The following is a 25,454-nucleotide window of genomic DNA, read 5'->3' on the forward strand; positions in this document are numbered from 1 at the left end:
ACCTCTGCCGTCCGTATCGCGTAAGGAAGCTCCCCGTGACCCGCAACAACCCGCCCCGCTCCTCCGGTCGCCAGGGCCGCCCCGGCCGCACGTCCGGCGCCAAGCCCGGGCAGGTGGCGCACCCGCGCTGGAGCAGCCGGCCCGCCCGGCCGGAGGCCACCGACCGCGAGGGCAACACCGCCCGCAGCCTGCCGCCGGTGCCGGGGGAGCGGCGACCCGCCGAGGAGCGGCCGGTGCCCGTGAAGGCGGCCAAGCCGGCGAAGACGGCCAAGGCGGCGAAGACGGCCAAGGCGGCGAAGGACGCGAAGGGCGAGGGCCCGCGGGCGAAGAAGGCCGACCGGCAGGGGCGCAAGCCCGGTGCGGTGCGGGCGCCGAAGGCGCTGCGGCCCGCCCAGCCGGCGATGCGGCAGCCGTCCGGGGACCCGCTGGTCGGCGAGCGCTACGAGGTCGAGGTCGGGCCGGTCGCGCACGGCGGGCACTGCGTGGCCCGGCACGAGGGCCGGGTGCTGTTCGTCCGGCACGCGCTGCCCGGCGAGCGGGTGATCGCGCAGGTCACCGACGGCACCACCACCTCCCGCTTCCTGCGGGCCGACGCGGTGGAGGTGCTGGAGCCCGCCAAGGAGCGGATCGAGGCCCCCTGCCCGTTCGCCGGCCCCGGCAAGTGCGGCGGCTGCGACTGGCAGCACGTCACCCCCGGCGGGCAGCGCAAGCTCAAGGGCGCGGTGCTCACCGAGCAGCTCGCCAAGCTGGCCGGCCTCACCCCCGAGGAGGCCCGCTGGGACGGCTCGGTCGAGCCGATCGGCGGCAAGCTCCAGGCGGGCGAGGTCCCGGCCTGGCGCACCCGCGTCCAGTACGCCGTCGACGAGGAGGGCACCGTCGGCCTGCGCAAGCACCGCTCGCACGACATCCAGCCGATCGACCGCTGCCTGATCGCCGCGCCCGGCGTCACCGAGCTCGGCATCGAGTCCCGCGACTGGACCGGCGTCGCCGCGGTCGAGGCGATCGCCGCGTCCGGCTCCTCGGACCGGCAGGTGATCCTGCGGCCGCGGCCCGGCGAGCAGCTGCCGCTGGTCGAACTCGACCGGGAGACCTCGATCGCCCGGATCGACGAGCAGGACCTCTTCCACCGCGTCCACGGCCGCACCTTCGTCCGCGAGCGCGCCGCCGGCCGCACCTGGCGGGTCTCCAACGGCGGCTTCTGGCAGATCCACCCCGAGGCCCCCGACACCCTGGTCGACGCCGTGCTGGCCGGCCTCGACCCGCAGTGGGGCGAGAACGCCCTCGACCTGTACTGCGGCGTCGGCCTGTTCGCCGGCGCGCTCGCCGAGCGGGTCGGCGAGGACGGCGCGGTGCTCGGCATCGAATCCGGCAAGCAGGCCGTGATCGACGCCCGGCACAACCTTGCCGCGCTGGAGAACGTCCGGATCGAGTGCGACAAGGTCGAGACCCTGCTGCCCCGCACCGGCATCACCTCCACCGACCTGATCGTCCTCGACCCCCCGCGGGCCGGCGCCGGCCGCGACACCGTCGCCCACCTCTGCTCGCTCGCCGCCCGCCGCATCGCCTACGTCGCCTGCGACCCCGCCGCCCTCGCCCGCGACCTCGCCTTCTTCCGCGAGGGCGGCTACCGCCCGGTCTCGCTGCGCGCGTTCGACCTCTTCCCGATGACCCACCACTTCGAGTGCGTGGCCATCCTGGAGCCGGTCGCCGACCGCGACTGACCGGCCCAACCACTCGGACGGGCGCGGGAGTTCCTCTCCCGCGCCCGTCCGGCGTTTCCGGGACCGGCCATTTCGCTCGGGGGGATGGCGTGAAGATCCGGTGGGAGTACCATCCTCGGAACGTGGGAGGCATGTGACGCTGCACACATGCCGATCGTCGTACTCCGGAGGGGGAGGCCGTGCATCAGCTGACCAAGGGTGCCAATGTCGCACTGTTCGCCGAGGGTGGGGAGCCCGGGCCGGTCACGGTGGCCCTGAGCTGGTCCGATCCCACCGGCACTGGAGACGCCGACGTTTCGGTGCTGCTGCTCGGCGAGGACGGGAAGGTGCGCGAGGACGCCGACTTTCTCTTCTACAACTGCCCGGCCACGCCCGACGGTTCGGTGCAGCTGCTGGGCAAGGCGCCTACCGGCAGCGGTTCCCAGGACCGGATCCTGCTCGACCTCGGCGCGCTGCCCGCCGACGTGCACCGGGCAGTGCTGGCGGCCAGCCGCTACGCCGGGGCCACCTTCGGCGACCTGGCCGAACTCCGACTCGCGCTGCTGGACGGCAGTGGCGAGACGCTGGTGTGCTTCGACATTCCCGACGCGGGGGAGGAGACCGCGTTCGTCTTCGGCGAGCTGTACCGGCGCGCCGGCGAGTGGAAGTTCCGGGCCGTCGGCCAGGGCTACCGCTCCGGCCTCGGCGGCCTCGCCGGTGACTTCGGGATCAGTGTCGACCAGGGTGAGGAGACCGAGGAGGTGACGGCTGCCGAGGAGCCGGAACCCTCAGCTGTCGCCGAGGCCGCGACGGCCGACCGGGCGCCGGAGCCGGCGGCCGCTCCGAAGCGCGCGGTGCGCACCGCCAAGAAGCGGGTGACCCTGCCGAAGGCGGTCAAGGTCGACCTGGCCGACCATCCGTCCTGGCGGCACGCCCGATTGTTCTCCGTCGCGGGTCTGAAGAACGAGCTGGACCGGGAGAACCGGGCCACCGCCACCCTGCTGTCGGTGATGGCCGAGGTGCCCGAATTCGGCCGGCGGATCACCGCGATGTTCAGTGCGCCCGCCGGCGTCGTGCAGACCTTCACCGAGACCAGCTTCAAACACGGCGATGGCACGGTCCGCCCCGACGGCACGATCCGGGTGAGCCGGGCCGGGAAGATCTGGACTGCTCTGGTGGAGACCAAGACCGGCGGCAGTCCGTTGAAGTCCGAGCAGGTCCAGGCATATCTGGACGTCGCCCAGCGGCACGGGTACGAGACGGTCATCACGCTCTCCAACGATCTCGCGTTGGACGGCGAACCGCCGGTGACGGTGGACCGGCGGCGGGCCCGGAAGGTCGCGCTGCGGCACGTGTCCTGGGCGGAGGTGGCTCACGAGGCGCACCTGCTGTGCCACCACGACGGGGTGGTGAACCCGGCGCATGCCTGGTTGCTGAGCGAGTTCCTGCACTACCTGCGGCACGAGAACTCCGGTTGCCACGGCTTCCAGAACATGGGCCCGACCTGGGTGACGGTCCGCAACGCGATCTCCGAGGGCACCCTGCGGCCCGGAGACCGCAACGCCCTGCGGGTGGTGGAGAACTGGGAGCGCCTCACCCGCCAGCTCTGCCTGCGTCTGGGCGGCGAACTCGGCGTACCCGTCTCTCCGGTGCTGCGCGGCAAGCGGCGCACTGAGCCGGCGGTGCGCCGGGCCCAGGCGGTCGAGGAGCTGGCGGCGAGCGGGCAGATGCGGGCCGAGCTGGCGATTCCCGGTCAGCCCGGCCCGATCACGCTGGAGGCCGACCTGCGAACGGGCCGGATCGAGACCGCAGTCGAGGTGGCCGCCCCCGAGCGGTCCCGGGCGCTGACCAGGGTCCAGTGGCTGCTGCGGCAGCTTGCCGACTCGCCCGCAGAACTGCGCATCGAGGTACTCGCTGCGGACGGCGGACCAGGGCCGTGCGAACTGCTGCGTGCCCTGCGGGTCGAGCCCGGTCTGCTGGTGCCCACGGACGGCACGGAGATCCACCGGTTCCGGCTGACCCTGGCCTCCGGCATGGGTACCAGGCGCGGCACGGAGGAGACCGGGTTCATCCGCAGCGTGGACGCCGTGGTCGACCGCTTCCTGAACGAGGTCGTCCGAGTGCTGAAGCCCGCCGAGTAGGCACCGACTTCGGCCGCAGTGCAGCCCGCGTGGGACCTCGGTGCCGTGCCCGGTTTTCGCGGGGGCGTGGGCGGACAGGGTTGGGGGAGTGGGGGTGCGGCCGGTTTGCGCCCTTGTTGTGCTAGCACCTCGGCGCTAGCGTGAAGTATGGCCAAGAAGCAGCTGAACGTCAGGGTGGATGCGACCACCGCCGAGATGGCCCGCGAGCGGGCCGAACAGCAGGGGATCAGCATGAACCAGTACATCGAGCGCCTGGTGCAGCAGGACATGGGCGAGGCGGGGCGCAACTTCGTGGATGCCGCGGCGCAGTTCATGAAGGAGCACGAGGCGGCGTTCCTCGCCGAGTTCGGGTCGCCGAGCGAACTCCAGGACGTGCGCCGTTGAAACTTGAGGTCGACCTCTCGTGGCTGCTCATGACCGCCGAGCAGTACACGCCCGGTGACCCGCAGGTCACCGACTACGGATCGCTGCTCGCGGCGATCACCAGGCACCAGGCCGAGATCTTCGACATCGCCGTCTACCCGGAGCCGCAGGACCGGGCGGCGGCGCTGATGCACCAGCTGATCCGGGTTCCGGCGCTGGAGCGCAACAACGAGCTGTTCGCCACCGCCGTGGCCTACGCGTACCTGGTGGCCAGCGGCTGCCGGGTGGCGACCACCGCGCGGGAGGTGCGCAGCCTGGCCCGGGCGATCCGGGAGGGCAAGCTCGGCATCACGGGCGTGGCGGAGCGGCTGGCCATGTGGGTGGTGGACGAGTCGGAGGAGGAAGAGGTCGGCGACGACGGCGACGAGTGAGCCGTCGGCACGGTCGATCCGCAGGTCAGGGGCCGGGAGAGCGACGAGGCGTCCCCAGCCGGGATACCCTCGACGTTCCCCCGGCCCCTGACGATCCCGCGAGGATGCGACCGAGTTGCTGCAGGACATCGAGCCCTACCTGGTCTGCCCGCACTGCGCCCGCCCACTGACCCTGGACGGCCGCACCCTGCGCTGTGCGCAGGGCCACAGCTTCGACCAGGCCCGGCAGGGCTACGTCAGCCTGCTGGCCGGCGACGCGAAGGCGGGCACCGCCGACACCGCGGAGATGGTCGCCGCCCGCGGCGAGTTCCTGGCGGCGGGCCACTACCGGCCGCTGGAGGAGGCGCTGGCCGGGGCGGCCGCCGAGGTCGCGGCGGACACCGGCCTGGTGGCCGACCTGGGCGCGGGCACCGGCCACTACCTGGCGCGGGTGCTCCAGGCGCGGCCCGGCGCGGCCGGCGCCGCCCTCGACCTGTCGAAGTACGCGCTGCGGCGGGCCGCGAAGGCGCACCCGAGGATTGGCGCGGTGGTGTGCGACGCGTGGCGCCCGCTCCCGCTGCGGGACGCCGCGGCGGACGTGCTGCTGAACGTCTTCGCGCCGCGCAACGGCCCGGAGATGCGGCGGGTGCTGCGCCCCGGCGGCCGGCTGCTGGTGGCCGCGCCGACCTCCCGCCACCTGCGGGAACTGGTGGGTGCGCTGGGCCTGCTGTCGGTGGACGAGGACAAGGACCGGCGGATCGAGGAGAAGCTCGGCCCGTGGTTCGCGCCGGTGGGGCGCACGGAGGTGGAGTTCACGCTGCGGCTGTCGCGGGCGGACGCCGCCGCGGTGGTCGGGATGGGCCCGAGCGCCTGGCACACCGACCGGGCCGCGCTGGCCGCCGCGCTGGACGGGCTGCCGGAGCCCGTGGAGGTCACCGGATCGGTGCGGATCACCGCGTACGAGTGACATGCCGTCGGGGCCGGGCGACGGTTGGGACTCGAAGGGGTGAAAGGCCGTCAGGAGAGACGTTTCTCCAGCTCACTGCGGGCCTAAAGTGCTCGGGGTGACCAGCGAAGCCCCCTTGGCCCCGCCCGCGCTCGGCTCACCCGAGCGTTCCTCCGTCCAACCGGGCCGGCGCCCGCCCGCGGAGTCCGCGCCCCTGGTGAAGCGCCCGACCGTCGAGGAACTGCGGCTGACGTCCTTCAAGTCCTACCGGCGCGCCACCCTGCCGCTGTCGCCGCTGACCGTCCTGCACGGCCCGTCCGGGGCGGGCAAGTCCAACGCACTGGACGCGCTCGGCGTGCTCTCCCGGCTCGCCCACGGCGAGGAGATCAGACCCTCGCTGGACGGCATCGGCGGCATCGGCGGCCCGCTCGCCGTCCCCGTCCGCGGCGGGCTGATCGGCTGCGTCCCGCACGGCCGCAACGCCATCATCCTGGGATGCACCGTCCGCACCGGCGTCGGGCAGGTCCGGCTCGAAGTGGTGGTGCGCACCGACGAACGCGTCCGGATCGCCCGCGAATGGCTCACCCTGGACGGCCGGACCCTGATGGAGACCGGCGAACAGGACCTCGCCCGCGGCCGGGTCAACGTCACCTGGCACAACGACTCCCGGCAGGGCGACATCCGCGCACCGCTGTCCAGCAGCAGCCTGATCACCGCCCAACTGCCGCTCAGGGTGGCCGGATCGTCCAACGGCGAACGCAAGGTGGTGGCCGCCTCCGAACAGCTGCTCACCGCGCTCCGCGAGGTGTTCGTCCTGCACCCGGTGCCCGCCGCGATGCGCGGCTGGGCCCGACCCGAACCGCAGGCCCGGCTGCTCGGCACCGCCGCCAACATCTCCGCCGTCCTCGGCCGACTCAAGCACGAGTGCCAGCGCCGCTGGGCCCGCCTGCTGCGCACCGTCCAGGCCGCCGCACCGCACCCGCTGCTCGGCCTGGACGTTGCCCGGCGCGGCGAGGGCGCGCACCAGCCGATGATCGCCGTCTTCGACGAGGGCGTGCTCGGCCGCACTGGCGCCGACCAGGCCTCCGACGGGATGCTGCGGCTGCTCGCCTTCGCCGCCGTGCTGCTCACCGGCGCGGACGTCATCGACGTCGACCCGGCCGCCGAAGTGCCGGACGCGCACCGGCAGTTGGTCCTCCTCGCCGAGGACCTCGGGGCGGGCCTGGCCGCCGAGCAGGTCGCCACGCTGCTGCGGCTGGCCCGCGAAGTCACCGGCAAGGGCGACATCCGGCTGCTCGCCACCCTGCAGGAGCCCGGGCCCGCGCTCGGCCTGGACGGCGTCGAACTCGTCGAGTGCCGGCGCGATCCGGCCACCGGCCGCAGCCTGCTGCGCCGCAGCGAACCCGCCGCCCGGGTGCCCGTCCAGGGCGCCGCGCGCGACGAGGCCGCAGTGGTAGACCTGGGGGAATGAATGACGATCTGACGGTGCCCGAACTCCAGCGGCGACTGGCCGAGTTCGCGGCCGCCCGGAACTGGCAGCCGTTCCACACCCCGAAGAACCTGGCCTCGGCGCTGAGCGTCGAGGCCGGTGAACTGCTGGAGATCTTCCAGTGGTTGACGCCCGAGCAGGCCGGCGCGGTGATGGCCGAGGCGGACACGGCGCACCGGGTCCGGGACGAGGTCGCCGACGTGCTGGCCTACCTGTTGCAGCTGTGCACCGTGCTGGAGGTGGACCCGCTGCGGGCGCTGGCGGAGAAGATCGAGCGCAACGAGAGCCGGTTCCCGGCAGCGTGAGGTTGTTCCCGACGGGAGGGGAAATCATCCGGTTTTCCCTCCTGCGGGGGACCCGGGTTGTCCACAGGGCGGGGTTTTCCACAGGCGCGGCGAATGCGCTGGGACCGCGCGGCCGAGGGCGGCACGCTGAACCCCTGACCGACCGCCGAACGACGGCGGCGGCGACCGAGGGAGCGCGCACCGTGGACGCACTGCGACTGATCAAGACCGTCCGGCAGGGCATGGCCGAGGCCGTGGAGGCGGGCGACATCCTGCACCGGGCCTGGCAGTCCGGGCTGCTCACCGAGGCCGTCGGGGCGCGGATCGCCGACCACGACGGCGAGGAGTCGGCCACTCTCGGGCAGCTGCTCGCGGAGGCCGGCGGGCACACCGCGAACTGCCTGAGACAACCGTCCGACCGGGGCCCCGACGGGCTCGGCGAGGTCCTGGGCGGCGTGCTGCGCGGGCCTGCGGCCGGCGGGGCGGCCGGCGGGGTCGGCGGCTGGTCCGGGCCGGGGCTGGTGTCGCGGCTCACCGAGCTCGGCGAGCTGGAGCCCGTCCTGACGGAGCTTGCCGGGCTGCTGGCGGAGGCCGCCGAGAGCCTGGTGGTGCTGGCCTGCGGCGCGGAGACCGAAAGCCTGTACTGGACGTGCGTCGACGGGCTCGACGCGAGCTCCGAATGCCGGGATCTGGTCGCCGAGCTGCTGCGCGAGCAGCAGCGGGTGACGGCGGCCGACCCGGCGTCACCCGAGGGCGCGGGAACGCCCTCGCCGGACGAGGGAACGCCGGTGGAGGGCCTGGAAACGCCGTCGGAGGACGCAGGCGCGCCACCGGAGGCGGCGGAGGGAGGGAGCGCGGTGCCGGGCGGGGCCCGGCGGGAGGAGCCGAGGCTCGTGGTCCCGCTGGGCCCGCCGGTCCCGGTGGCGTGCGCTCAGTCGCGGGCCGAGTCGTCCGGCTCGCTCCGGGGTGCGGGTGCGGTGTCCCGCAGGTCGGAGTCGAGTCCGGCCAGGTCGGTGTTGATCGCGGCGAGCAGCTCCTGCATCTGCTCCAGCAGCGACTTGGTGGTGACGGGCGCGCCGCCCGTGGGGGTGCCCGTGGTGGGCGGCTCGGTCCAGGGCTCGGACATGAGGGGGCCCCTTCAGCTCGGTGGTGCGGGGTGAAGCGCCGGGGGGTCGACGCCGCCGGTCCAACGAGCCCCCTGCGCACGCGGTCACCCCGGACCACCCGTAGCGGTCCAACCGCGGTGCCCGGTCAGCCCCAGGGGTGAGCCGAGTTTGCGAGCCCGGCCCCCGCTCGGCTACAGCGCCGAGCGGGGAGGCTCCGTCGTCGTTCGGCACGACGCGGCTGCCGAACGGTCACCTCGGAAGGAGATCAGTTGTGCGAGTGCAGATCCGCGTTCAGGCCGCCCCACGAACCGCTGCGGGCGATCACCTCGACCGCGCCGGACTGCGAGTTGCGCCGGAACAGCAGGTTGTCCTGGCCGGACAGGTCCACGGCCTTCGCCACCGTGCCGTCCGGGGCGGTGACCCGGGTGCCGGCGGTGACGTACAGGCCGGCCTCCACCACGCAGTCGTTGCCCAGCGAGATGCCGATGCCCGCGTTGGCGCCCAGCAGGCAGCGCTCGCCCACCGAGACGACCTGCTTGCCGCCACCGGACAGCGTGCCCATGATCGAGGCGCCGCCGCCGATGTCGCTGTGGTCGCCGACCACCACGCCCGCGCTGATCCGGCCCTCGACCATCGAGGTGCCCAGGGTGCCGGCGTTGAAGTTGACGAAGCCCTCGTGCATCACGGTGGTGCCCTCGGCCAGGTGCGCACCGAGGCGGACGCGGTCGGCGTGCGCGATGCGCACCCCGCTCGGCGCCACGTAGTCGGTCATCCGCGGGAACTTGTCGATGCCGTACACGGCGAGCTGCCCGCCCTGGGCACGCACCGCCAGCCGGGCCTGCTCCACGTTGCCCACCGGCACCGGGCCGATCGACGTCCAGGCGACGTTCGCCAGCAGGCCGAAGACGCCGTCCAGGTTCTGGCCGTGCGGCTTCACCAGGCGGGAGGAGAGCAGGTGCAGTCGCAGGTAGACGTCGTGCGCGTCCAGCGGCTTCTCGTCCAGGGAGGAGATCACGGTGCGCACCGCCACCACCTCGACGCCGCGCCGCGCGTCGGCGCGCAGCGCCTCGGAGGCGCCCGGGCCGATCTCCCGCTCGGCCTCCTCGGCGCTCAGCCGGACAGTGCCGGACGGGCCGGGGGCGGCGGCCAACTCGGGCGCGGGGAACCAGGTGTCGAGGACGGTGCCGTCGGCGGCGATGGTCGCCAGGCCGGCGGCCACCGCACCGTTCGTGGAAGTGGAGGTCTCTGCAGTCACATCCCGCACGTTAACCAATCGGGGCAAGCCCTGACCAACACGCTCACCGGACGGACAAAACCGGATGCCCCCGAACAAGATCAACAGTCATACTCGGCCGGGTGTTCGTATCGATATCCACCACCGGCACCGCCGAGAACCCTGCCTCCGACCTGGGCTTCCTGCTGCACAAGCACCCCGACAAGGTGCAGCGGTTCGCCACGGCGCACGGCACCGCGCACGTCTTCTACCCCGAGTCCGGTGAGCAAGCGTGCACCGCCGCGCTGCTGCTGGAGATCGACCCGGCGGCGCTGCTGCGCCACGGCCGCGGCAAGGGCCGATCCGGTTCGCCCGACCTGGCGCTCGCCGAGTACGTCAACGACCGGCCGTACGCCGCGTCCTCGCTGCTCGCGGTGGCGCTGCGCACGGTGTTCCGGTCCGCGATGAAGGGCGAGTGCACGATCCGCCCCGAACTGCCCGGCCGCGCGCTGCCGTTGCGGATCGAGCTGCCCGCCGTCCCGGTGGCCGGCGGCGGACCGGCCCTGGTGGAGCAGCTGTTCGCCCCACTGGGCTGGCAGGTTCAGGCGACACCCGTTCCGCTGGACGAGGCCTTCCCCGAGTGGGGCGACTCCCGGTACGTACGGCTCGAACTCACCGGCACGCTGCGGCTCGCCGACGCCCTGCAGCACCTGTACGTGCTGCTGCCGGTGCTGGACGGCGCCAAGCACTACTGGGTCGCGCCCGACGAGGTCGACAAGCTGTTGGCGGCCGGCCAGGGCTGGCTCGCCGACCACCCCGAACGCGCCCTGATCGCCCGCCGCTACCTGTCCCGCCGCTGGTCGCTGACCCGGCGCGCGATGGAACGCCTCGCCCTTGCGCGGCTCGCCGAGGCCGACGACCGCGAGGCCGAAGAGCTCGACAACGCCGTTCCCGACGTCCCGGAGGAGGTGGACGCCATCGACCCGACCGCCGACCCGCTTACCGGCCCGACCGCCGACAGCTCGGCCGGGGAGGCGGCGACTTCGCCGCCGGAGGCACCGGGCACCGCTTCGGGGCCGGAGCCGGGACCGGGGCCGGGGCCGGATTCCGTCGGCCCGTCCGAGCCGGCCGCCGAGCGCGGTGGGTCGCTGGCCTCCCGGCGGCGCACGGCGATCCTGGCCGCGCTGGCCCGTACCGGCGCCGCCCGGGTGCTCGATCTGGGCTGCGGCCAGGGCGAGTTGGTGGGCGCGCTGCTCAAGGAGCCCCGGGTGAGCGAGGTGCTGGGGGTGGACGTGTCCTCCCGGGCGCTGACGATCGCGGCCCGCCGGTTGCACCTGGACCGGATGTCGGAGCGTCAGGCGAGCCGGGTGCGGTTCGTCCAGGGCGCGCTGACGTACACCGACGCCCGGCTGAAGGGCTACGACGCGGCGGTGCTGTGCGAGGTCATCGAGCACCTCGACCTGCCCCGGCTGCCCGCGCTGGAGTACGCCGTGTTCGGCGCGGCCCGGCCCGCCGCGGTCGTGGTCACCACGCCGAACGCCGAGTACAACGTGCGCTGGGAGAGCCTGCCTGCCGGGCACCTGCGGCACGGCGACCACCGGTTCGAGTGGAGCCGCGCCGAGTTCACCGCCTGGGCGGAGCAGGTGGCCGACAGCTACGGCTACACGGTCGCGTTCGAGCCGGTCGGCCCGCTCGATCCCGAGGTCGGCGCACCCACCCAGCTCGCCCACTTCCGCCTCGCCGAGCCCGCCACCACCGAACAGACCGCCCCTGACGCGGCCGCCACCACCGAACAGGCCGCCCCCGCCGCCACCAGCACCGACACCCCGTCGACCGACCCCGCCCTCGAAGGGAGCGCGAACCGATGACCACCGAAATCTCCGGTGCCGAGACCCCCGGGGCCGGCGCCCCGGCCGGCCGACGCCTCCCCGTCACCGATGTCTCGCTGGTGGTGCTGATCGGCAGCACCGGCTCCGGCAAGTCCACCTTCGCCAGGAAGCACTTCCTGCCCACCCAGGTGGTCTCCTCCGACTACTGCCGGGGGCTGGTGTCCGACGACGAGAACGACCAGTCCGCCTCGGCCGACGCCTTCGACGTGCTGCACTACATCGTCGGCAAGCGGCTCGCGGCCGGGCGGCTCACCGTGGTCGACGCCACCAACGTCCAGCAGGACGCCCGCCGCGCGCTGATCGCCCTCGCCCGGGAGCACCACGTGCTGCCGATCGCGATCGTGCTCGACGTGCCCGGCGAGGTGTGCGCCGAACGCAACCGCGCCCGCCCGGACCGGCAGATGCCGCCGCACGTGATCCAGCGCCACCAGCGCGACCTGCGGCGCTCGTTGCGCGGCCTGGAGCGCGAGGGCTTCCGCAAGGTGCACCTGCTGCGCGGGGTGGAGGAGATCGAGCGGGCCGAGATCGTCCCGGAGAAGCGGTACAACGACCTGCGGCACCTGACCGGCCCGTTCGACATCGTCGGCGACATCCACGGCTGCCGCTCCGAACTGGAGACCCTGCTCGGCCGGCTCGGCTACGCGATCACCCGCGACGAACAGGGCCGTCCGGTCGACGCCGCGCACCCCGAGGGCCGCACCGCCGTGTTCGTCGGCGACCTGGTCGACCGCGGCCCCGACAGCCCGGGCGTGCTGCGCCTGGTGATGGGCATGGTCGCGGCCGGCCACGCCCTCTGCGTGCCCGGAAACCACGAGAACAAGCTCGGCCGCTGGATGGACGGCCGGAAGGTCACCGTCTCGCACGGCCTGCAGGAGACCATCGACCAGCTGTCCGGCGAGAGCGAGGAGTTCCGCGCCCAGGTGCGGGCGTTCATGCGCGGCCTGGTCAGCCACTACCTGCTGGACGGCGGCGCGCTGGTGGTCTGCCACGCCGGCCTGCCCGAGAAGTTCCACGGCCGCGCCTCCGGCCGGGTCCGCTCGCACGCGCTGTACGGCGACACCACCGGCGAGACCGACGAGTACGGTCTGCCGGTGCGCTACCCGTGGGCCGAGGAGTACCGGGGCCGCGCCCTGGTGGTCTACGGCCACACCCCGGTGCCGGTGGCGAGCTTCCTCAACAACACCATCTGCCTGGACACCGGCTGCGTCTTCGGCGGCGACCTCACCGCGCTGCGCTACCCGGAGCGGGAGATCGTCGGCGTGCCCGCCGAGCAGGAGTGGTACGAGCCGGTCCGCCCGCTGCGCGGCGACGCGCCCGGCGGCCGGGAGGGCCGTCCGCTGGACCTCGCCGACGTGGTCGGCCGCCGCGTGGTGGAGACCGGCACCCTCGGCAACGTCGCCGTCCGGGAGGAGAACGCCGCCGCCGCGCTGGAGGTGATGAGCCGCTTCGCGCTCGACCCCAGGCTGCTCGCCTACCTGCCGCCGACCATGGCGCCCTCGCCGACCTCCCGCCGCGAAGGCTTCCTGGAACACCCGGAGGAGGCGTTCCTCGCCTACCGGCACGACGGGGTGCGGCAGGTGATCTGCGAGGAGAAGCACATGGGCTCGCGCGCCGTCGTCCTGGTCGCCCGGGACGAGGCCGCACTCGACAAGCGCTTCGGCCTGTCCGGCCCGGGCGCGATCTGGACCAGGACCGGCCGCGCCTTCCTGTCCGACGAGCAGCTCACCGGCGCGATACTCGACCGGCTCCGGGCCGCCGCCGAGCAGTCCGGCCTGTTCGACGAACTCGACACCGGCTGGCTGCTGTTGGACGCCGAGCTGATGCCCTGGTCGCTGAAGGCCGTCGAGCTGCTGCGCCGCCAGTACGCCGCCGTCGGCGCGGCCGCCGGCGCCGCCCTGCCCGTCGCGCTGGACGCCCTCGCCAAGGCCGCCGCGCGCGGGCTGGACGTGACGGAGCTGACCGGCCGGCAGCAGGAGCGCGCCGCCGACGCGCTGGCCTTCACCGACGCGTACCGGCGCTACTGCTGGCCGACCGAGGGCCTCGACGGCATCCGGCTGGCGCCGTTCCAGCTGCTCGCCGCCGAGGGCGCCAACCTGGCGCTGCGCCCGCACACCGAGCACCTCGACCTGATCGACCGCCTGGTGGCCGCCGACACGCGGCTCGCGGCGGAGGCCGACGGCGCCGCCCCGCTGCTGCACCGCACCGGGCGGATGCTGGTCGACACCGAGGACGAGTCCTCGGTGGCCGCCGCCGTCGCCTGGTGGGAGGAGCTGACCGGCGCGGGCGGCGAGGGCCTGGTGGTCAAGCCGGTCGAGGCGCTGCACCGCACCAGTGGCGGGCGTCCGGTCCAGCCCGGCCTGAAGGTCCGCGGCCGCGAGTACCTGCGGATCATCTACGGCCCGGACTACACCCGGCAGCTGGACCGACTCCGCCAGCGCTCCCTCGGCCACAAGCGCTCGCTCGCCCTGCGCGAGTACGCCCTCGGCCTGGAGGCCCTCGACCGCCTGGCAGCCGGCGAGCCCCTCTGGCGGGTGCACGAGGCGGTGTTCGCCGTCCTGGCCCTGGAGTCCGAGCCGGTCGACCCCCGCCTCTGACCCCGAGGCCCACGTCCCGAGCCCCGTGGCCCGAGGTCGCGGGGCCGGGGCTCGGCTCCGGAGCGGGACGGACCGCAAAGCTGTTGCATGATTATTCGACGACTCGTATACACTTCCTGTCTCAGTCCGTTGACCGACCCAGGAGACCGGTATGGCGTTCAACCTCCGGAACAGGCACTTCCTCAAGGAGACCGACTTCACTCCCCAGGAGTTCCGTCACCTGGTCGATCTCGCGGCGCAGCTGAAGGCGGCCAAGTATGCCGGGACGGAGCAGCCGCGGCTGCGGGGGAAGAACATCGCGCTGATCTTCGCCAAGACCTCCACCCGGACGCGTTGTGCGTTCGAGGTGGCGGCGCACGATCAGGGGGCGTCCACCACTTATCTGGACCCGGCGGGGTCGCAGATGGGGCACAAGGAGTCGGTCAAGGACACCGCCCGGGTGCTGGGGCGGATGTTCGACGGCATCGAGTACCGGGGCGACGGCCAGGCGATCGTCGAGGAGCTGGCCGCCCACGCGGGCGTGCCGGTGTGGAACGGTCTGACCGACGAGTGGCACCCGACCCAGATGCTGGCCGACGTGCTCACCATCCAGGAGCACTCCACCAAGCCGCTGAACGAGACCACCCTGGTCTACCTCGGTGACGCCCGCTCCAACATGGGCAATTCGCTGCTGGTCACCGGCGCGCTGCTGGGCATGGACATCCGGATCGTCGCCCCGGCGCAGCTGTGGCCGTCGGAGGAGGTCCAGAAGGCGGCGCACGCGCTGGCCGAGGCCAGTGGCGCCCTGATCACGCTGACCGAGGACGTGGCGGCGGGCGTGGCGGGGGCGGACTTCCTGTACACCGACGTCTGGGTGTCGATGGGCGAGCCCAAGGAGGTGTGGGCCGAGCGGATCGCGCTGCTGAAGCCCTACCAGGTCTCCATGGACACGGTGCGCGCCACCGGGAACCCGGCGGTCAAGTTCCTGCACTGCCTGCCCGCGTACCACGACCTCGGCACCGAGATCGGCCGCCAGATGTTCGAACTCACCGGCATGGCCGAGCTGGAGTGCACCGACGAACTCTTCGAGTCGGCGCACTCCGTGGTCTTCGACCAGGCCGAGAACCGCCTGCACACCATCAAGGCCGTGATGGTGGCGACCCTCGGCTCCTGAGAGGGACGCAGAGCCGGAAGATCAGAAGTCGACGTCGACACAGCCCACCCGGTCGGCGGCGGCGTGCGAGCCGGCGTCGGGGCCGGCGTGCAGCACCAGGGAGTGCGCGCCGTCGGGCCGGAACGTCCAGGGGACGGCCGCCGAGGCGTCGCCGGACCCGCCGGGGTCGGTGCGCACCGTCATCCGCACCTCGTTGTCCTCGGCGGTCGAGCCCGCCACGTGCTGGTAGTGCGGGCCGGACGCCGCCGGGTCGGTGCCGCAGTAGCCGGTGTGCACGTGGGCCGGGAACTCGTGCGGGCCGGCCACGCCGGCGAGCTCCACCGAGACCACCGTGCGGCCCGCGTCGCGGTGGACGGTGACCCGTACCTGCGCGCCGTACGGCACCAGGTCGGGTGCGTGGGTGATCGCCTTGGCGGCGACGATGCCGTTGGCCCGGTCGAACTGGGCGTCCACCACTTGGTCGGGGACGGCCGAGGCGGGCGCCCCGACCGGCCCGGGGGCGCTGGACGGGCCGATCGGCAGCAGGGTGAGCGGCACCAGCAGTGCGCCGGCGGCGGAGGGCAGGGACATCGCGGACCTTCCGACGGGGGGTCAGGGAACACCGCCCACCGTGGCCGCCGGTCACCCCGCCGCGCACGCCGCCGTGCCGCAGCACCGCCCGCAGTCACCCGTACGGGAACGCCGCGGCCGCGCCCGCGCCCGCAGCACCGGAAGCGGCGGCCCGTCGTAGGGCGCCCGCCGGCGGGCCCGCCGCCCGGCACCCGTCAGTCGCCGCCCGTGATGCCGCGGATCTCGCAGCGCGGCCCGCTGGCGCGCATCAGGCGCAGGTCGGCGGTGATCAGCGGCGCGCCGCAGTGTTCGGCGACCGCGACGTAGGCGGCGTCGTCGGGGGTCAGGTTGTCCTTGAGTTCCCAGATCCGGCCGAGCAGCGGGGCGACCTCCACCTTGCGGATCGTCAACTCCGGTAGCCGGAGGGCGATCTGGGCCGCCTGCTCGGCGGTGACCTGCTTGGCGAGGTAGAGCCCGCGCAGCGACTGCATCACCTCGACCAGCACGTGCTCGGGCGCGACCCAGTCGGGGTCGGCGGCCAGTGCGGCCCGGGCGGCGGCCCCTCGCGGGCCCTGGTCGGCGAGCGAGAGCACCACTGCGGAAGCGTCCACCACGATCACCCGCCCACGGTAGCCCGACCGCGTGCCGCGCCGGGGCGCGGGGGTGCCCGAACCACCGTCCCCAGCAGGCGGATCGCTACTGCCCGGTCCCCCCGCGCACCGCCGGGCCGGTACCCGCACCCACTCCCGCGTCCACACCCAGCCCCGCCCACGAGCCCGGGCCGGAGCCCGCACCGGAGCCCGTATCCGGGCCCACCCCCGCCCCCGTCCACGAGGCCGGCGTCTCGACCGCCCGGCCCGCGCCCGGCTGTCCGGACATCGAGGACGGCTGCCCGGGCACCGCGGTCGGCGGGCCGCCCCGGACGGAGAGGTCCTTCAGCCGCCGCTCGGCGTTCCTGGCCTCCTCCGGGGTGATGAAGGGCTGCCACGCCGGATCGAGCGCCCACTTGGTGAGAACCCCTGGTTCGACCACCGGTTCGCGCCCGTCCATACCGGTGGCGACGATGACGACCCAGACACCGTCGCCGGCCCGTCGGAGCTTCGACGCGTAGCTGACCTGCCGGTCCTCACGCGCGCCGACGAAGAGCACCCCCTGCTCGCCGCGGGTGCCCTCGAAGACCTCGCAGTTCTGGGTGGGGGTGGCGGCGCAGTTGAAGGTCTCGTTCGGCGGTTCCGGCTGGCTGCCGGGGATGGTCACCTGGACCTGGACGGTGCCGGTCCTCCCGGTCTTGAGGTCGCGCACATAGGCGGTGACATCGGTGCGCATCTCGTCGTTCTCCGGGGGAGAGCTGCCGTTCCAGGTGTCGATGACCCGGTCGGGGCCGAGCAGTTCGGCGAGCCTGGCCGCGACGGCCTGGGCGGTCAGCGGCACCTGGTTCGGCAGCGTGGCGCTCGGCGAGGGGGCGGGCGTCGTCGAGCTCCCGGCGGCGGGGGAGAGGGCGGACGCGGGCGGTTGGGCGCGCAGCAGCAGTCCGGCGCCGACGGCCAGCGCGGCGACCGCGGCGACCGTCCCGGCGAGTGCGGCCCGTCGCCGCAGCCGGATGGCGTTCCCCTCGGCCGCGGCCCCGGCGACGAGCAGGCCGAGGTCGGGCACGGCGTCGCCGACCGCCTGCTCGAAGACATCGCTCAGCTCCTGCTCGGGCATCGGGGCTCTCTCGCTTTCTGGTGGTCCGCCGCTGCGGGCGGTGGCGGGCCGGGCGGCCGGTCGGCCGACCGCGCGGGCGGTGGGGTGGGGGCGGGACGCGGGCTCGGTCATGGGACGAGGGTGTCCAGGTGCGGGGCGAGCTGGCGCCGCAGCCGGGTGAGGGCGCGCAGTGCGCGGACCCGGACGGTGCCGGGGGCGAGCTGGAGTTCGGCGGCGGTCTCCTCGACGCTGCGGTCCTCCCAGTAGCGCAGCACCAGCACGGCCCGGTCCTTGGGCGGGAGTTCGGCGAGTGCGGCGAGCAGGGCGACGCGCAGCGCGGGGTCGGTGTCGGGGGCGGCCTGTTCGGGCAGGAAGTCGAGCCCGGGCAGTTCGCTGCTGCGGCGCAGCCGGCGGTGCGAGAGGTAGCAGCGCAGCAGGACGGTGCGGGCGTAGGCGACGGGGCTGTCGGCCTGCCGGACGCGTCCCCAGGAGGCGTAGATGCGGGCGAGCGCGGTCTGGGTGAGGTCCTCGGCGAGGTGCCAGTCGCCGCACAGCAGCAGGGCGGTGCGGAACAGTGCGGTGCCGCAGGCGTGCGCGAACTCCTCGAACTCGCGTCGCTCCTCGGCCCGTCGCCGCCCGACCGCCATCCGCACCCCTTGTCACGTGCCGGGTTCCGGCGGCCCCACCAGCTGGATGGGGCGCCGCCCGGTACATAGAAGACAGATGCGCCGGGGCTGCGGTTGCGTTACAGGATGTGCCGGTGAAGTTTGGACGGAGCCATGCACTATGGTTTATCTCGACATCGAGATACATTCCGCGTTAGACTTTATCTTGACGTCAAGATACTTGCCGAGAGGCGCAGGCCCCGCATTCGGCGGGCCTTCCATCATCGGCTCGGTAAGCGGCGGCCGTCAGGTTAGCTAAGGCTTACCTTATCACCGGGTGGACCAAGAAGGAGTCAGTCGTGTCCGCGAACAGCTTCGACGCCCGCAGCTCGCTGCAGGTGGGCGACGAGTCGTACGAGATCTTCAAGCTCTCCGCCGTCGAGGGTTCCGAGCGGCTGCCGTACAGCCTCAAGGTCCTGCTGGAGAACCTGCTCCGCACCGAGGACGGCGCCAACATCACCGCCGACCACATCCGCGCCCTGGGCGGCTGGGACCCGACGGCCGAGCCGTCCGAGGAGATCCAGTTCACCCCGGCCCGCGTGATCATGCAGGACTTCACCGGCGTGCCCTGCGTGGTCGACCTGGCCACCATGCGCGAGGCCGTGAAGGAGCTGGGCGGCGACCCGTCCAAGATCAACCCGCTGGCGCCGGCCGAGCTGGTCATCGACCACTCCGTCATCGCCGACAAGTTCGGCACCCCGGACGCCTTCGTCCAGAACGTCGAGATCGAGTACGGCCGCAACAAGGAGCGCTACCAGTTCCTGCGCTGGGGCCAGACCGCGTTCGACGAGTTCAAGGTCGTCCCGCCCGGCACCGGCATCGTCCACCAGGTCAACATCGAGCACCTGGCCCGCACCGTCATGGTCCGCAACGGCCAGGCGTACCCGGACACCTGCGTCGGCACCGACTCGCACACCACCATGGTCAACGGCCTGGGCGTGCTGGGCTGGGGCGTCGGCGGCATCGAGGCCGAGGCCGCGATGCTCGGCCAGCCGGTCTCGATGCTGATCCCGCGCGTGGTCGGCTTCAAGCTGAACGGCCAGCTGCCGGCCGGCACCACCGCCACCGACCTGGTGCTCACCATCACCGAGATGCTGCGCAAGCACGGTGTGGTCGGCAAGTTCGTCGAGTTCTACGGCGAGGGCGTCACCTCGATCCCGCTGGCGAACCGCGCCACCATCGGCAACATGTCGCCGGAGTTCGGCTCGACCTGTGCGATCTTCCCGATCGACGCCGAGACCATCAACTACCTGAAGCTCACCGGCCGTGACGAGCAGCAGCTCGCCCTGGTCGAGGCGTACGCCAAGGAGCAGGGCCTCTGGCACGACCCGTCGGTCGAGCCGGTCTACTCCGAGTACCTGGAGCTGGACGTCTCCACCGTCGTCCCGTCGATCTCCGGCCCGAAGCGCCCGCAGGACCGCGTGGTCCTCGCCGAGGCCGCCGAGAAGTTCGCCGAGGCGCTGCCGACCTACTCCGCCGAGGCCTCGAAGCCGACCGCGGTGGCCGCCGCCGACGGCTCGTCCTACGAGATCGACAACGGCGCGGTCGTGATCGCCTCGATCACCTCCTGCACCAACACCTCCAACCCCTCCGTCATGCTGGGCGCCGCCCTGCTGGCGAAGAAGGCCGTGGAGAAGGGCCTGCGCGTCAAGCCCTGGGTCAAGACCACCCTGGCGCCGGGCTCCAAGGTCGTCATGGACTACTACGAGAAGGCCGGCCTGCTCCCGTACATGGAGAAGCTGGGCTTCAACCTGGTCGGCTACGGCTGCGTCACCTGCATCGGCAACTCGGGCCCGCTGCCCGAGGAGGTCTCCGCCGCGGTGAACGAGGCCGACCTGGCGGTCGTCTCGGTGCTGTCCGGCAACCGCAACTTCGAGGGCCGGATCAACCCGGACGTCAAGATGAACTACCTGGCGTCCCCGCCGCTGGTGGTCGCCTACGCCCTCGCCGGCAACATGAACATCGACCTGACCAAGGACGCCCTGGGCCAGGACGCCGACGGCAACGACGTCTTCCTCGCCGACATCTGGCCGTCCGAGCAGGAGGTCGCCAACGCGGTCGCCGGCTCCATCGACGAGGCCATGTTCGACAAGGGCTACCAGGACGTCTTCGCCGGCGACCACCGCTGGCAGTCGCTCCCGGTCCCGACCGGCAACACCTTCGAGTGGGACGCCGAGTCCACCTACGTCCGCAAGCCCCCGTACTTCGAGGGCATGGCCAAGACCCCGAGCCCGGTGACCGACATCGCCGGCGCCCGCGTGCTGGCCAAGCTGGGCGACTCGGTCACCACCGACCACATCTCCCCGGCCGGCAACATCAAGCCGGGCACCCCGGCGGCGCAGTACCTCACCGAACACGGTGTGGAGAAGCGTGACTTCAACTCCTACGGCTCGCGCCGTGGCAACCACGAGGTCATGATCCGCGGCACCTTCGCCAACATCCGCCTGCGCAACCAGATCGCGCCGGGCACCGAGGGCGGCTACACCCGCGACTTCACCCAGGCCGACGCGCCGGTGTCGTTCATCTACGACGCCTCGCAGAACTACCAGGCCGCGGGCATCCCGCTGGTGGTCCTGGCCGGCAAGGAGTACGGCTCCGGCTCGTCCCGCGACTGGGCGGCCAAGGGCACCGCGCTGCTCGGCGTCAAGGCCGTCATCGCCGAGTCCTACGAGCGCATCCACCGCTCCAACCTGATCGGCATGGGCGTCCTGCCGCTGCAGTTCCCGGCCGGCCAGAACGCCGACTCGCTGGGCCTGACCGGCGAGGAGACCTTCGAGATCACCGGTGTCACCGAGCTGAACGAGGGCCGCACCCCGAAGACCGTCAAGGTCAAGGCCGGTGCTGTCGAGTTCGACGCGGTGGTGCGCATCGACACCCCCGGTGAGGCGGACTACTACCGCAACGGCGGCATCCTGCAGTACGTGCTGCGCAGCCTGATCGGCTGATCGCAGGTCTGAAGAGCCGCACCGCCCCGCGAGGGGAGGTGCGGCTCTTTGCCATTTCTTGGGGCGGATCCGGCCAACCCCTTGTGGGAAGCCGCCTCGCAGGACTAGACCTCTCCATCAGCACATGGTCCATACCAATTCCACGCTGAATCGGACGGAGAGGTCCACGCCATGACCAGACGCACCTCGGCTCTCCTGGCCGCCGCGACCATCGGCGCGCTGCTCGTCTCCCCGGCCACCGCGCAGGCCCAGGAGAAGGGCCGGCACCTGAACGGTCAGCGGGTCGGCTACTTCACCCAGTGGGGCATCTACAGCGGGTTCTCCGCCAAGAAGGTCCAGGACAGCGGCCAGGCCGGCCGGCTCACCGTGATCAACTACGCCTTCGGCAACGTCTCCGCCGACGGCACCTGCTTCGAGGCGAACCAGGCCGGGGTGGGCGACGCCTGGGCCGACTACCAGCGGCCGGTGGGCGCCGAGGAGTCGGTGGACGGCGTGGCCGACGCCCCCGACCAGGCGCTCAAGGGCAACTTCAACCAGCTGCGCAAGCTGAAGGCGAAGAACCCGCAGCTGCGGGTGGTGATCTCGCTGGGCGGCTGGAGCTGGTCCAAGCACTTCTCGGACGCGGCGCTCACCGACGCCTCCCGGAAGAAGTTCGTCTCCTCCTGCATCGACCTGTACCTCAAGGGCGACCTGCCGCAGCTGGGCTCCGCCGAGGGCGGCGCGGGCGCGGGCGCCGGCGTGTTCGACGGCATCGACATCGACTGGGAGTACCCGGGCAGCCCGGGCGACGAGGGCAACGTGGTGCGCCCCGAGGACGGGCGGAACTTCACCCTGCTGATGCAGGAGTTCCGCACCCAGCTGGACGCGCTGTCGGGCCGCAAGGGCCCGCACTACCTGCTCACCGCCGCGGTGCCGGCCGGCCAGTCGGCGATCGACAAGTTCGAGATCGACAAGGTCGCCGAGCCGGTGGACTGGCTGAACCTGATGGCCTACGAGCTGCACGGCCCGTGGGAGACCAAGGGCCCGACCAACCACGAGTCCAACCTGTACTCCGACCCGAACGACCCCACCGGCCTGCAGCTGAGCGTGGACCGGCTGGTCGGCACCTACACGGACCGCGGCCTGCCGTCGAAGAAGGCCGTGGTGGGCGTCCCGTTCTACGGCTTCGGCTGGACCGGCGTGCCGGCCGGCCCGCGCGGCAACGGCCTGTACCAGTCGGCCACCGGCCTGGCCCGGGGCGGCACGCTGTCCTACAAGCAGATCGCGGAGCTGCCCGGCAAGGTCTACAACGACCGGGCGCACGGGGCCAGTTGGAAGTACGACGGCACCGACTTCTGGACGTACGACACCCCGGAGCGGGCCACCGCCAAGGCCCGTTACGTGCGGGAGAACGACCTCGCGGGCGTGATGGTCTGGTCGCTGGACGGCGACGACGCCCGGGGGACCATGATCGCCGCGCTGGACAAGGGCCTTCGCGACGACTGAAACTGAGGGCTCGTCAGGGTTCACTGCGCGCAGCTCCGCCGTCACAGTTTTCGAACCGTGATGCGCGGAGCTGCGCATTTCTATGTTCAAGTGAACATGATCGCGCTAGATTCGCGATCACGGCTGGCGCGGACATGTAATGAGCAGGGTCCCTGCACATTGCACATGCTGCACCGCCGACAACGCTTTGACTGTCAGGTTTGTTATCAGACCGGCGGCCTATTGCTGTCAGATGAACAGTGGACTATACCTTTGCGCATCATCACACCGCCTCTGACCGGCAACTTCGCCGCTGGGCACCTTCCGGGCCAAGGGAGTTGACGTGACGTCAACTCGGGCTCACATTCTCTGGAACTGAGGGGTTAGGGCACGCATGGGCTCTGCAACTGAGTACAACCGCCGCGACCTGTTCAAGCGCGCGGCCGCGATCACCGTCCTGGCGGCCGGCAGCAGCTCGCTGCTCGCGGCCTGCGCCGGCGGTACCGGCAGCAGCGACAACAAGTCGGGAGCTCCGGCGGTCGGGGGCGACAGCAAGAACCCGTTCGGGGTCAAGGCCAGTGACCCGCTGGACGTGGTGATCTTCAAGGGCGGCTACGGCGACGACTACGCCAAGGCCTTCGAGGAGATGTACAAGAAGACCTACTCGGGCGCGAACATCTCGCACCTGGGCACCCAGGAGATCAGCGGCAAGCTCCAGCCGCGCTTCAACGCGGGCAACCCGCCGGACGTCATCGACAACTCCGGCGCCCAGCAGATGAAGATCGACGTCCTGGCCAGCGCCGGCCAGCTCACCGACCTGACGGCGCTGCTGGACGCCCCGTACCTGGACGACCCGTCCAAGAAGATCCGGGACGTCCTGCTGCCGGGCACCATCGAGCAGGGCACCATCGGCGACAAGATGTACTCGCTGAACTACGTGTACACCGTGTACGGCCTCTGGTACTCGGCCAAGCTGTTCAAGGAGAAGGGCTGGACCGCGCCCAAGACCTGGGACGAGTTCATCACCCTCTGCGGCACCATCAAGGCCGCCGGCATCTCCCCGTTCGCGCACCAGGGCAAGTACCCCTACTACGCGAACTACGTGATCCTCGACCTGATCGGCAAGCAGGGCGGCGCCGAGCTGATCAAGAAGATCAACGCCTGTGAGGCCTCGGCCTGGGACGACCCGGCCGTGCTCGCCGGTGTCTCCGCGTTCTACAAGATCATGGAGAACGACTACCTGCTCCCGGGCACCAACGGCATGACCCACACCGAGTCGCAGACCGCCTGGTGCCAGGGCAAGGCCGCCTTCATCCCGTCCGGCTCCTGGCTGGAGAACGAGATGCTGGCCTCCACCCCGGCCGACTTCGACATGGCCTTCCTGCCGATCCCGTCGCTGCCGGGCGACAAGCTGCCCGCCACCGCGGTCCGGGCCGGCGCCGGCGAGCCGTTCATCGTGCCGAGCAAGGGCAAGAACAAGAACGGCGGCCTGGAGTTCCTGCGCATGATGCTGACGAAGGAGGGCTCCGGCAAGTTCGCCGCCGTCGCCAACTCCCTCACCGTCCTCAAGGACGGCATCGGCCCCGAGGTGCAGCTCAAGCCGGGTACCAAGTCGTCCGCTGCCGCCGTCAACGCGGCCGGCAACGGGACGTTCAACTTCACCTACCCGGACCTGCAGACCCCGTTCGACACCGAGCTGCAGAACGCCACCAACGAGCTGGTCAACAAGCGCATCACTCCGCAGGAGTGGGTGGCCCGCGGCAAGGCCGCGACCTCCAAGAAGGTCTGACCCACCAGCAGGCCGACGGCTTGTCACCGAAAGGCCGGGGCCCGCTCGCGGACCCCGGCCGTTCCACGCGATAACCGCTTTTCCGAGCCTGTCTGACCACAGGCTGTCGGCGGACAGGAGCAGCTCGCATGCGTCACCGTAAATACCCCTTCATCTTCGGGTTCCTCGTCGTTCCCGTCGTGCTGTACATCGCCCTGGTCATCTGGCCCTACCTGCAGACCTTCGGCTACTCGCTGACGGACTGGTCCGGCGCCTCGCCGGAGATGAACTTCATCGGGCTGGACAACTACACCAAGCTCTTCCAGGACAGCGTCTTCCTCGGCGCGTTGCGGCACAACCTGCTGCTGCTGATCGTGCTGCCGCTGGTCACCATCCTGCTGGCGCTGTTCTTCGCCTTCATGCTCAACGTGGGCGGCAAGGGCGGGACGGGCGGCGTGCAGGGCGTGCGGGGCTCCGCCTTCTACAAGGTGGTCTTCTTCTTCCCGCAGGTGCTGTCGGTCGCGATCCTGTCCGTGCTCTTCCAGGGCGTCTACCGGACCGACGAGGGCGGTCTGCTGAACGGCGTCCTGTCCAAGCTCGGGATCGTCGACCCGGCGCACCCCTGGCAGTGGCTCGCCGACCCCGACTTCGGCCTGTGGTGCGTCATGGGCGTGCTGATCTGGTCCGGCGTCGGCTTCTACCTGGTGCTGTTCTCGGCCGCCATGCAGAGCATCCCGAAGGACATCTACGAGGCCGCCCTGCTGGACGGCGCCAAGCGCAGCACCACCTTCTTCAAGATCACGCTGCCGCTGCTCTGGGAGACCATCCAGACCGCCTGGGTCTACCTGGCGATCGCCGCGATGGACGCCTTCGCCCTGGTCTCCACCATGACGCCCGGCGCGTACTACGGCGGTGGCCCGGACCACCACAGCGAGATCATGGCGACCTTGCTGATGCGCAACTTCATCACCTTCGGCAAGGCCGGCTACGCCTGTGCCATGGGTGTGGTGATCTTCTTCATCACCATGGTCCTGTCCGTCGTCTCGCTCCGGGTCACCCGGCGCGAGAAGATCGAGTTCTGAGGTTCCCGGC

20 protein-coding genes are annotated in these 25,454 nt (G+C 72.0%); 15 read left to right on the plus strand and 5 right to left on the minus strand.

Features of this window, described 5'->3' with window-relative positions; genetic code table 11:
• The first annotated feature begins 401 nt into the window (after positions 1–401).
• The 8 genes from ACWEMJ_RS01340 to ACWEMJ_RS01375 all read left to right on the plus strand — a co-directional run bounded on the left by ACWEMJ_RS01340 (position 402) and on the right by ACWEMJ_RS01375 (position 8,493).
• Positions 402–1,721, plus strand: coding sequence for a class I SAM-dependent RNA methyltransferase (locus ACWEMJ_RS01340; protein WP_452135007.1), 1,320 nt, complete (start codon positions 402–404; stop codon positions 1,719–1,721).
• Between the two features lie 179 nt (positions 1,722–1,900).
• Positions 1,901–3,841, plus strand: coding sequence for a TerD family protein (locus ACWEMJ_RS01345; RefSeq protein WP_452134859.1), 1,941 nt, complete (start codon positions 1,901–1,903; stop codon positions 3,839–3,841).
• A gap of 147 nt (positions 3,842–3,988) precedes the next feature.
• Positions 3,989–4,225: a toxin-antitoxin system HicB family antitoxin gene (locus ACWEMJ_RS01350; protein WP_035862820.1), complete on the plus strand. Its 237-nt coding sequence runs from the start codon at positions 3,989–3,991 to the stop codon at positions 4,223–4,225.
• The gene (locus ACWEMJ_RS01355) at positions 4,222–4,635 is read left to right on the plus strand and encodes a fic family toxin-antitoxin system, toxin component (RefSeq protein ID WP_452134860.1); all 414 of its coding nucleotides are present in this window, start codon (positions 4,222–4,224) and stop codon (positions 4,633–4,635) included. The genes ACWEMJ_RS01350 and ACWEMJ_RS01355 overlap by 4 nt, the downstream gene beginning before the upstream one ends.
• Before the next feature lie 115 nt (positions 4,636–4,750).
• Positions 4,751–5,581 carry a putative RNA methyltransferase gene (locus ACWEMJ_RS01360; RefSeq protein ID WP_452134861.1) on the plus strand — a complete coding sequence of 277 codons (831 nt, stop codon included), beginning with the start codon at positions 4,751–4,753 and terminating at the stop codon, positions 5,579–5,581.
• A 97-nt stretch (positions 5,582–5,678) separates the two neighbouring features.
• Positions 5,679–7,031, plus strand: a complete 1,353-nt coding sequence (locus ACWEMJ_RS01365; RefSeq protein ID WP_452134862.1) for an AAA family ATPase — start codon at positions 5,679–5,681, stop codon at positions 7,029–7,031.
• On the plus strand, positions 7,028–7,354 hold the full coding sequence (locus ACWEMJ_RS01370) for a nucleotide pyrophosphohydrolase (protein WP_452134863.1): 327 nt from the start codon (positions 7,028–7,030) through the stop codon (positions 7,352–7,354). The genes ACWEMJ_RS01365 and ACWEMJ_RS01370 overlap by 4 nt, the downstream gene beginning before the upstream one ends.
• A 182-nt stretch (positions 7,355–7,536) precedes the next feature.
• Positions 7,537–8,493: a DUF6099 family protein gene (locus ACWEMJ_RS01375; protein WP_452134864.1), complete on the plus strand. Its 957-nt coding sequence runs from the start codon at positions 7,537–7,539 to the stop codon at positions 8,491–8,493.
• Between the two features lie 211 nt (positions 8,494–8,704).
• Here ACWEMJ_RS01375 and dapD read toward each other — a convergent pair whose 3' ends face one another.
• Positions 8,705–9,703: a 2,3,4,5-tetrahydropyridine-2,6-dicarboxylate N-succinyltransferase gene (dapD, locus tag ACWEMJ_RS01380; RefSeq protein WP_452134865.1), complete on the minus strand. Its 999-nt coding sequence runs from the start codon at positions 9,701–9,703 to the stop codon at positions 8,705–8,707.
• Positions 9,704–9,795: 92 nt separating this feature from the next.
• On the opposite strand from dapD, the gene ACWEMJ_RS01385 reads away from it, so the two are divergent.
• The 3 genes from ACWEMJ_RS01385 to argF all read left to right on the plus strand — a co-directional run bounded on the left by ACWEMJ_RS01385 (position 9,796) and on the right by argF (position 15,288).
• A complete protein-coding gene (locus tag ACWEMJ_RS01385; protein WP_452134866.1) occupies positions 9,796–11,520 on the plus strand; it encodes a 3' terminal RNA ribose 2'-O-methyltransferase Hen1 in 1,725 nt (574 codons plus the stop codon).
• A complete protein-coding gene (locus ACWEMJ_RS01390; RefSeq protein WP_452134867.1) occupies positions 11,517–14,135 on the plus strand; it encodes a polynucleotide kinase-phosphatase in 2,619 nt (872 codons plus the stop codon). The genes ACWEMJ_RS01385 and ACWEMJ_RS01390 overlap by 4 nt, the downstream gene beginning before the upstream one ends.
• 151 nt (positions 14,136–14,286) lie before the next feature.
• On the plus strand, positions 14,287–15,288 hold the full coding sequence (gene argF / locus ACWEMJ_RS01395; RefSeq protein WP_452134868.1) for an ornithine carbamoyltransferase: 1,002 nt from the start codon (positions 14,287–14,289) through the stop codon (positions 15,286–15,288).
• 21 nt (positions 15,289–15,309) lie between these two features.
• On the opposite strand, the gene ACWEMJ_RS01400 is transcribed toward argF, so the two are convergent.
• The 4 genes from ACWEMJ_RS01400 to ACWEMJ_RS01415 all read right to left on the minus strand — a co-directional run bounded on the left by ACWEMJ_RS01400 (position 15,310) and on the right by ACWEMJ_RS01415 (position 18,167).
• Positions 15,310–15,858: a superoxide dismutase family protein gene (locus ACWEMJ_RS01400; protein WP_452134869.1), complete on the minus strand. Its 549-nt coding sequence runs from the start codon at positions 15,856–15,858 to the stop codon at positions 15,310–15,312.
• A 194-nt stretch (positions 15,859–16,052) separates the two neighbouring features.
• Entirely contained in the window at positions 16,053–16,457 is a 405-nt protein-coding gene (locus tag ACWEMJ_RS01405) for a type II toxin-antitoxin system VapC family toxin (RefSeq protein ID WP_452134870.1), read from the minus strand.
• 76 nt (positions 16,458–16,533) lie between these two features.
• Positions 16,534–17,652, minus strand: a complete 1,119-nt coding sequence (locus ACWEMJ_RS01410; protein WP_452134871.1) for a hypothetical protein — start codon at positions 17,650–17,652, stop codon at positions 16,534–16,536.
• Positions 17,649–18,167, minus strand: coding sequence for a SigE family RNA polymerase sigma factor (locus ACWEMJ_RS01415; RefSeq protein ID WP_452134872.1), 519 nt, complete (start codon positions 18,165–18,167; stop codon positions 17,649–17,651). Before ACWEMJ_RS01415 ends, ACWEMJ_RS01410 begins: the two co-directional genes overlap by 4 nt.
• Before the next feature lie 317 nt (positions 18,168–18,484).
• On the opposite strand from ACWEMJ_RS01415, the gene acnA reads away from it, so the two are divergent.
• The 4 genes from acnA (at position 18,485) to ACWEMJ_RS01435 (ending at position 25,444) form a co-directional block, all read left to right on the plus strand.
• The gene (gene acnA, locus ACWEMJ_RS01420; protein WP_452134873.1) at positions 18,485–21,130 is read left to right on the plus strand and encodes an aconitate hydratase AcnA; all 2,646 of its coding nucleotides are present in this window, start codon (positions 18,485–18,487) and stop codon (positions 21,128–21,130) included.
• 171 nt (positions 21,131–21,301) lie between these two features.
• Entirely contained in the window at positions 21,302–22,615 is a 1,314-nt protein-coding gene (locus ACWEMJ_RS01425; RefSeq protein ID WP_452134874.1) for a glycoside hydrolase family 18 protein, read from the plus strand.
• A 373-nt stretch (positions 22,616–22,988) separates the two neighbouring features.
• Positions 22,989–24,383, plus strand: coding sequence for an N-acetylglucosamine/diacetylchitobiose ABC transporter substrate-binding protein (gene ngcE / locus ACWEMJ_RS01430; RefSeq protein WP_452134875.1), 1,395 nt, complete (start codon positions 22,989–22,991; stop codon positions 24,381–24,383).
• A gap of 128 nt (positions 24,384–24,511) precedes the next feature.
• Complete coding sequence (locus tag ACWEMJ_RS01435) at positions 24,512–25,444, plus strand: carbohydrate ABC transporter permease (RefSeq protein ID WP_452134876.1); 933 nt, start codon at positions 24,512–24,514, stop codon at positions 25,442–25,444.
• Positions 25,445–25,454 lie beyond the last annotated feature (10 nt).

Source organism: Kitasatospora sp. NPDC004531 (genome assembly GCF_053602195.1).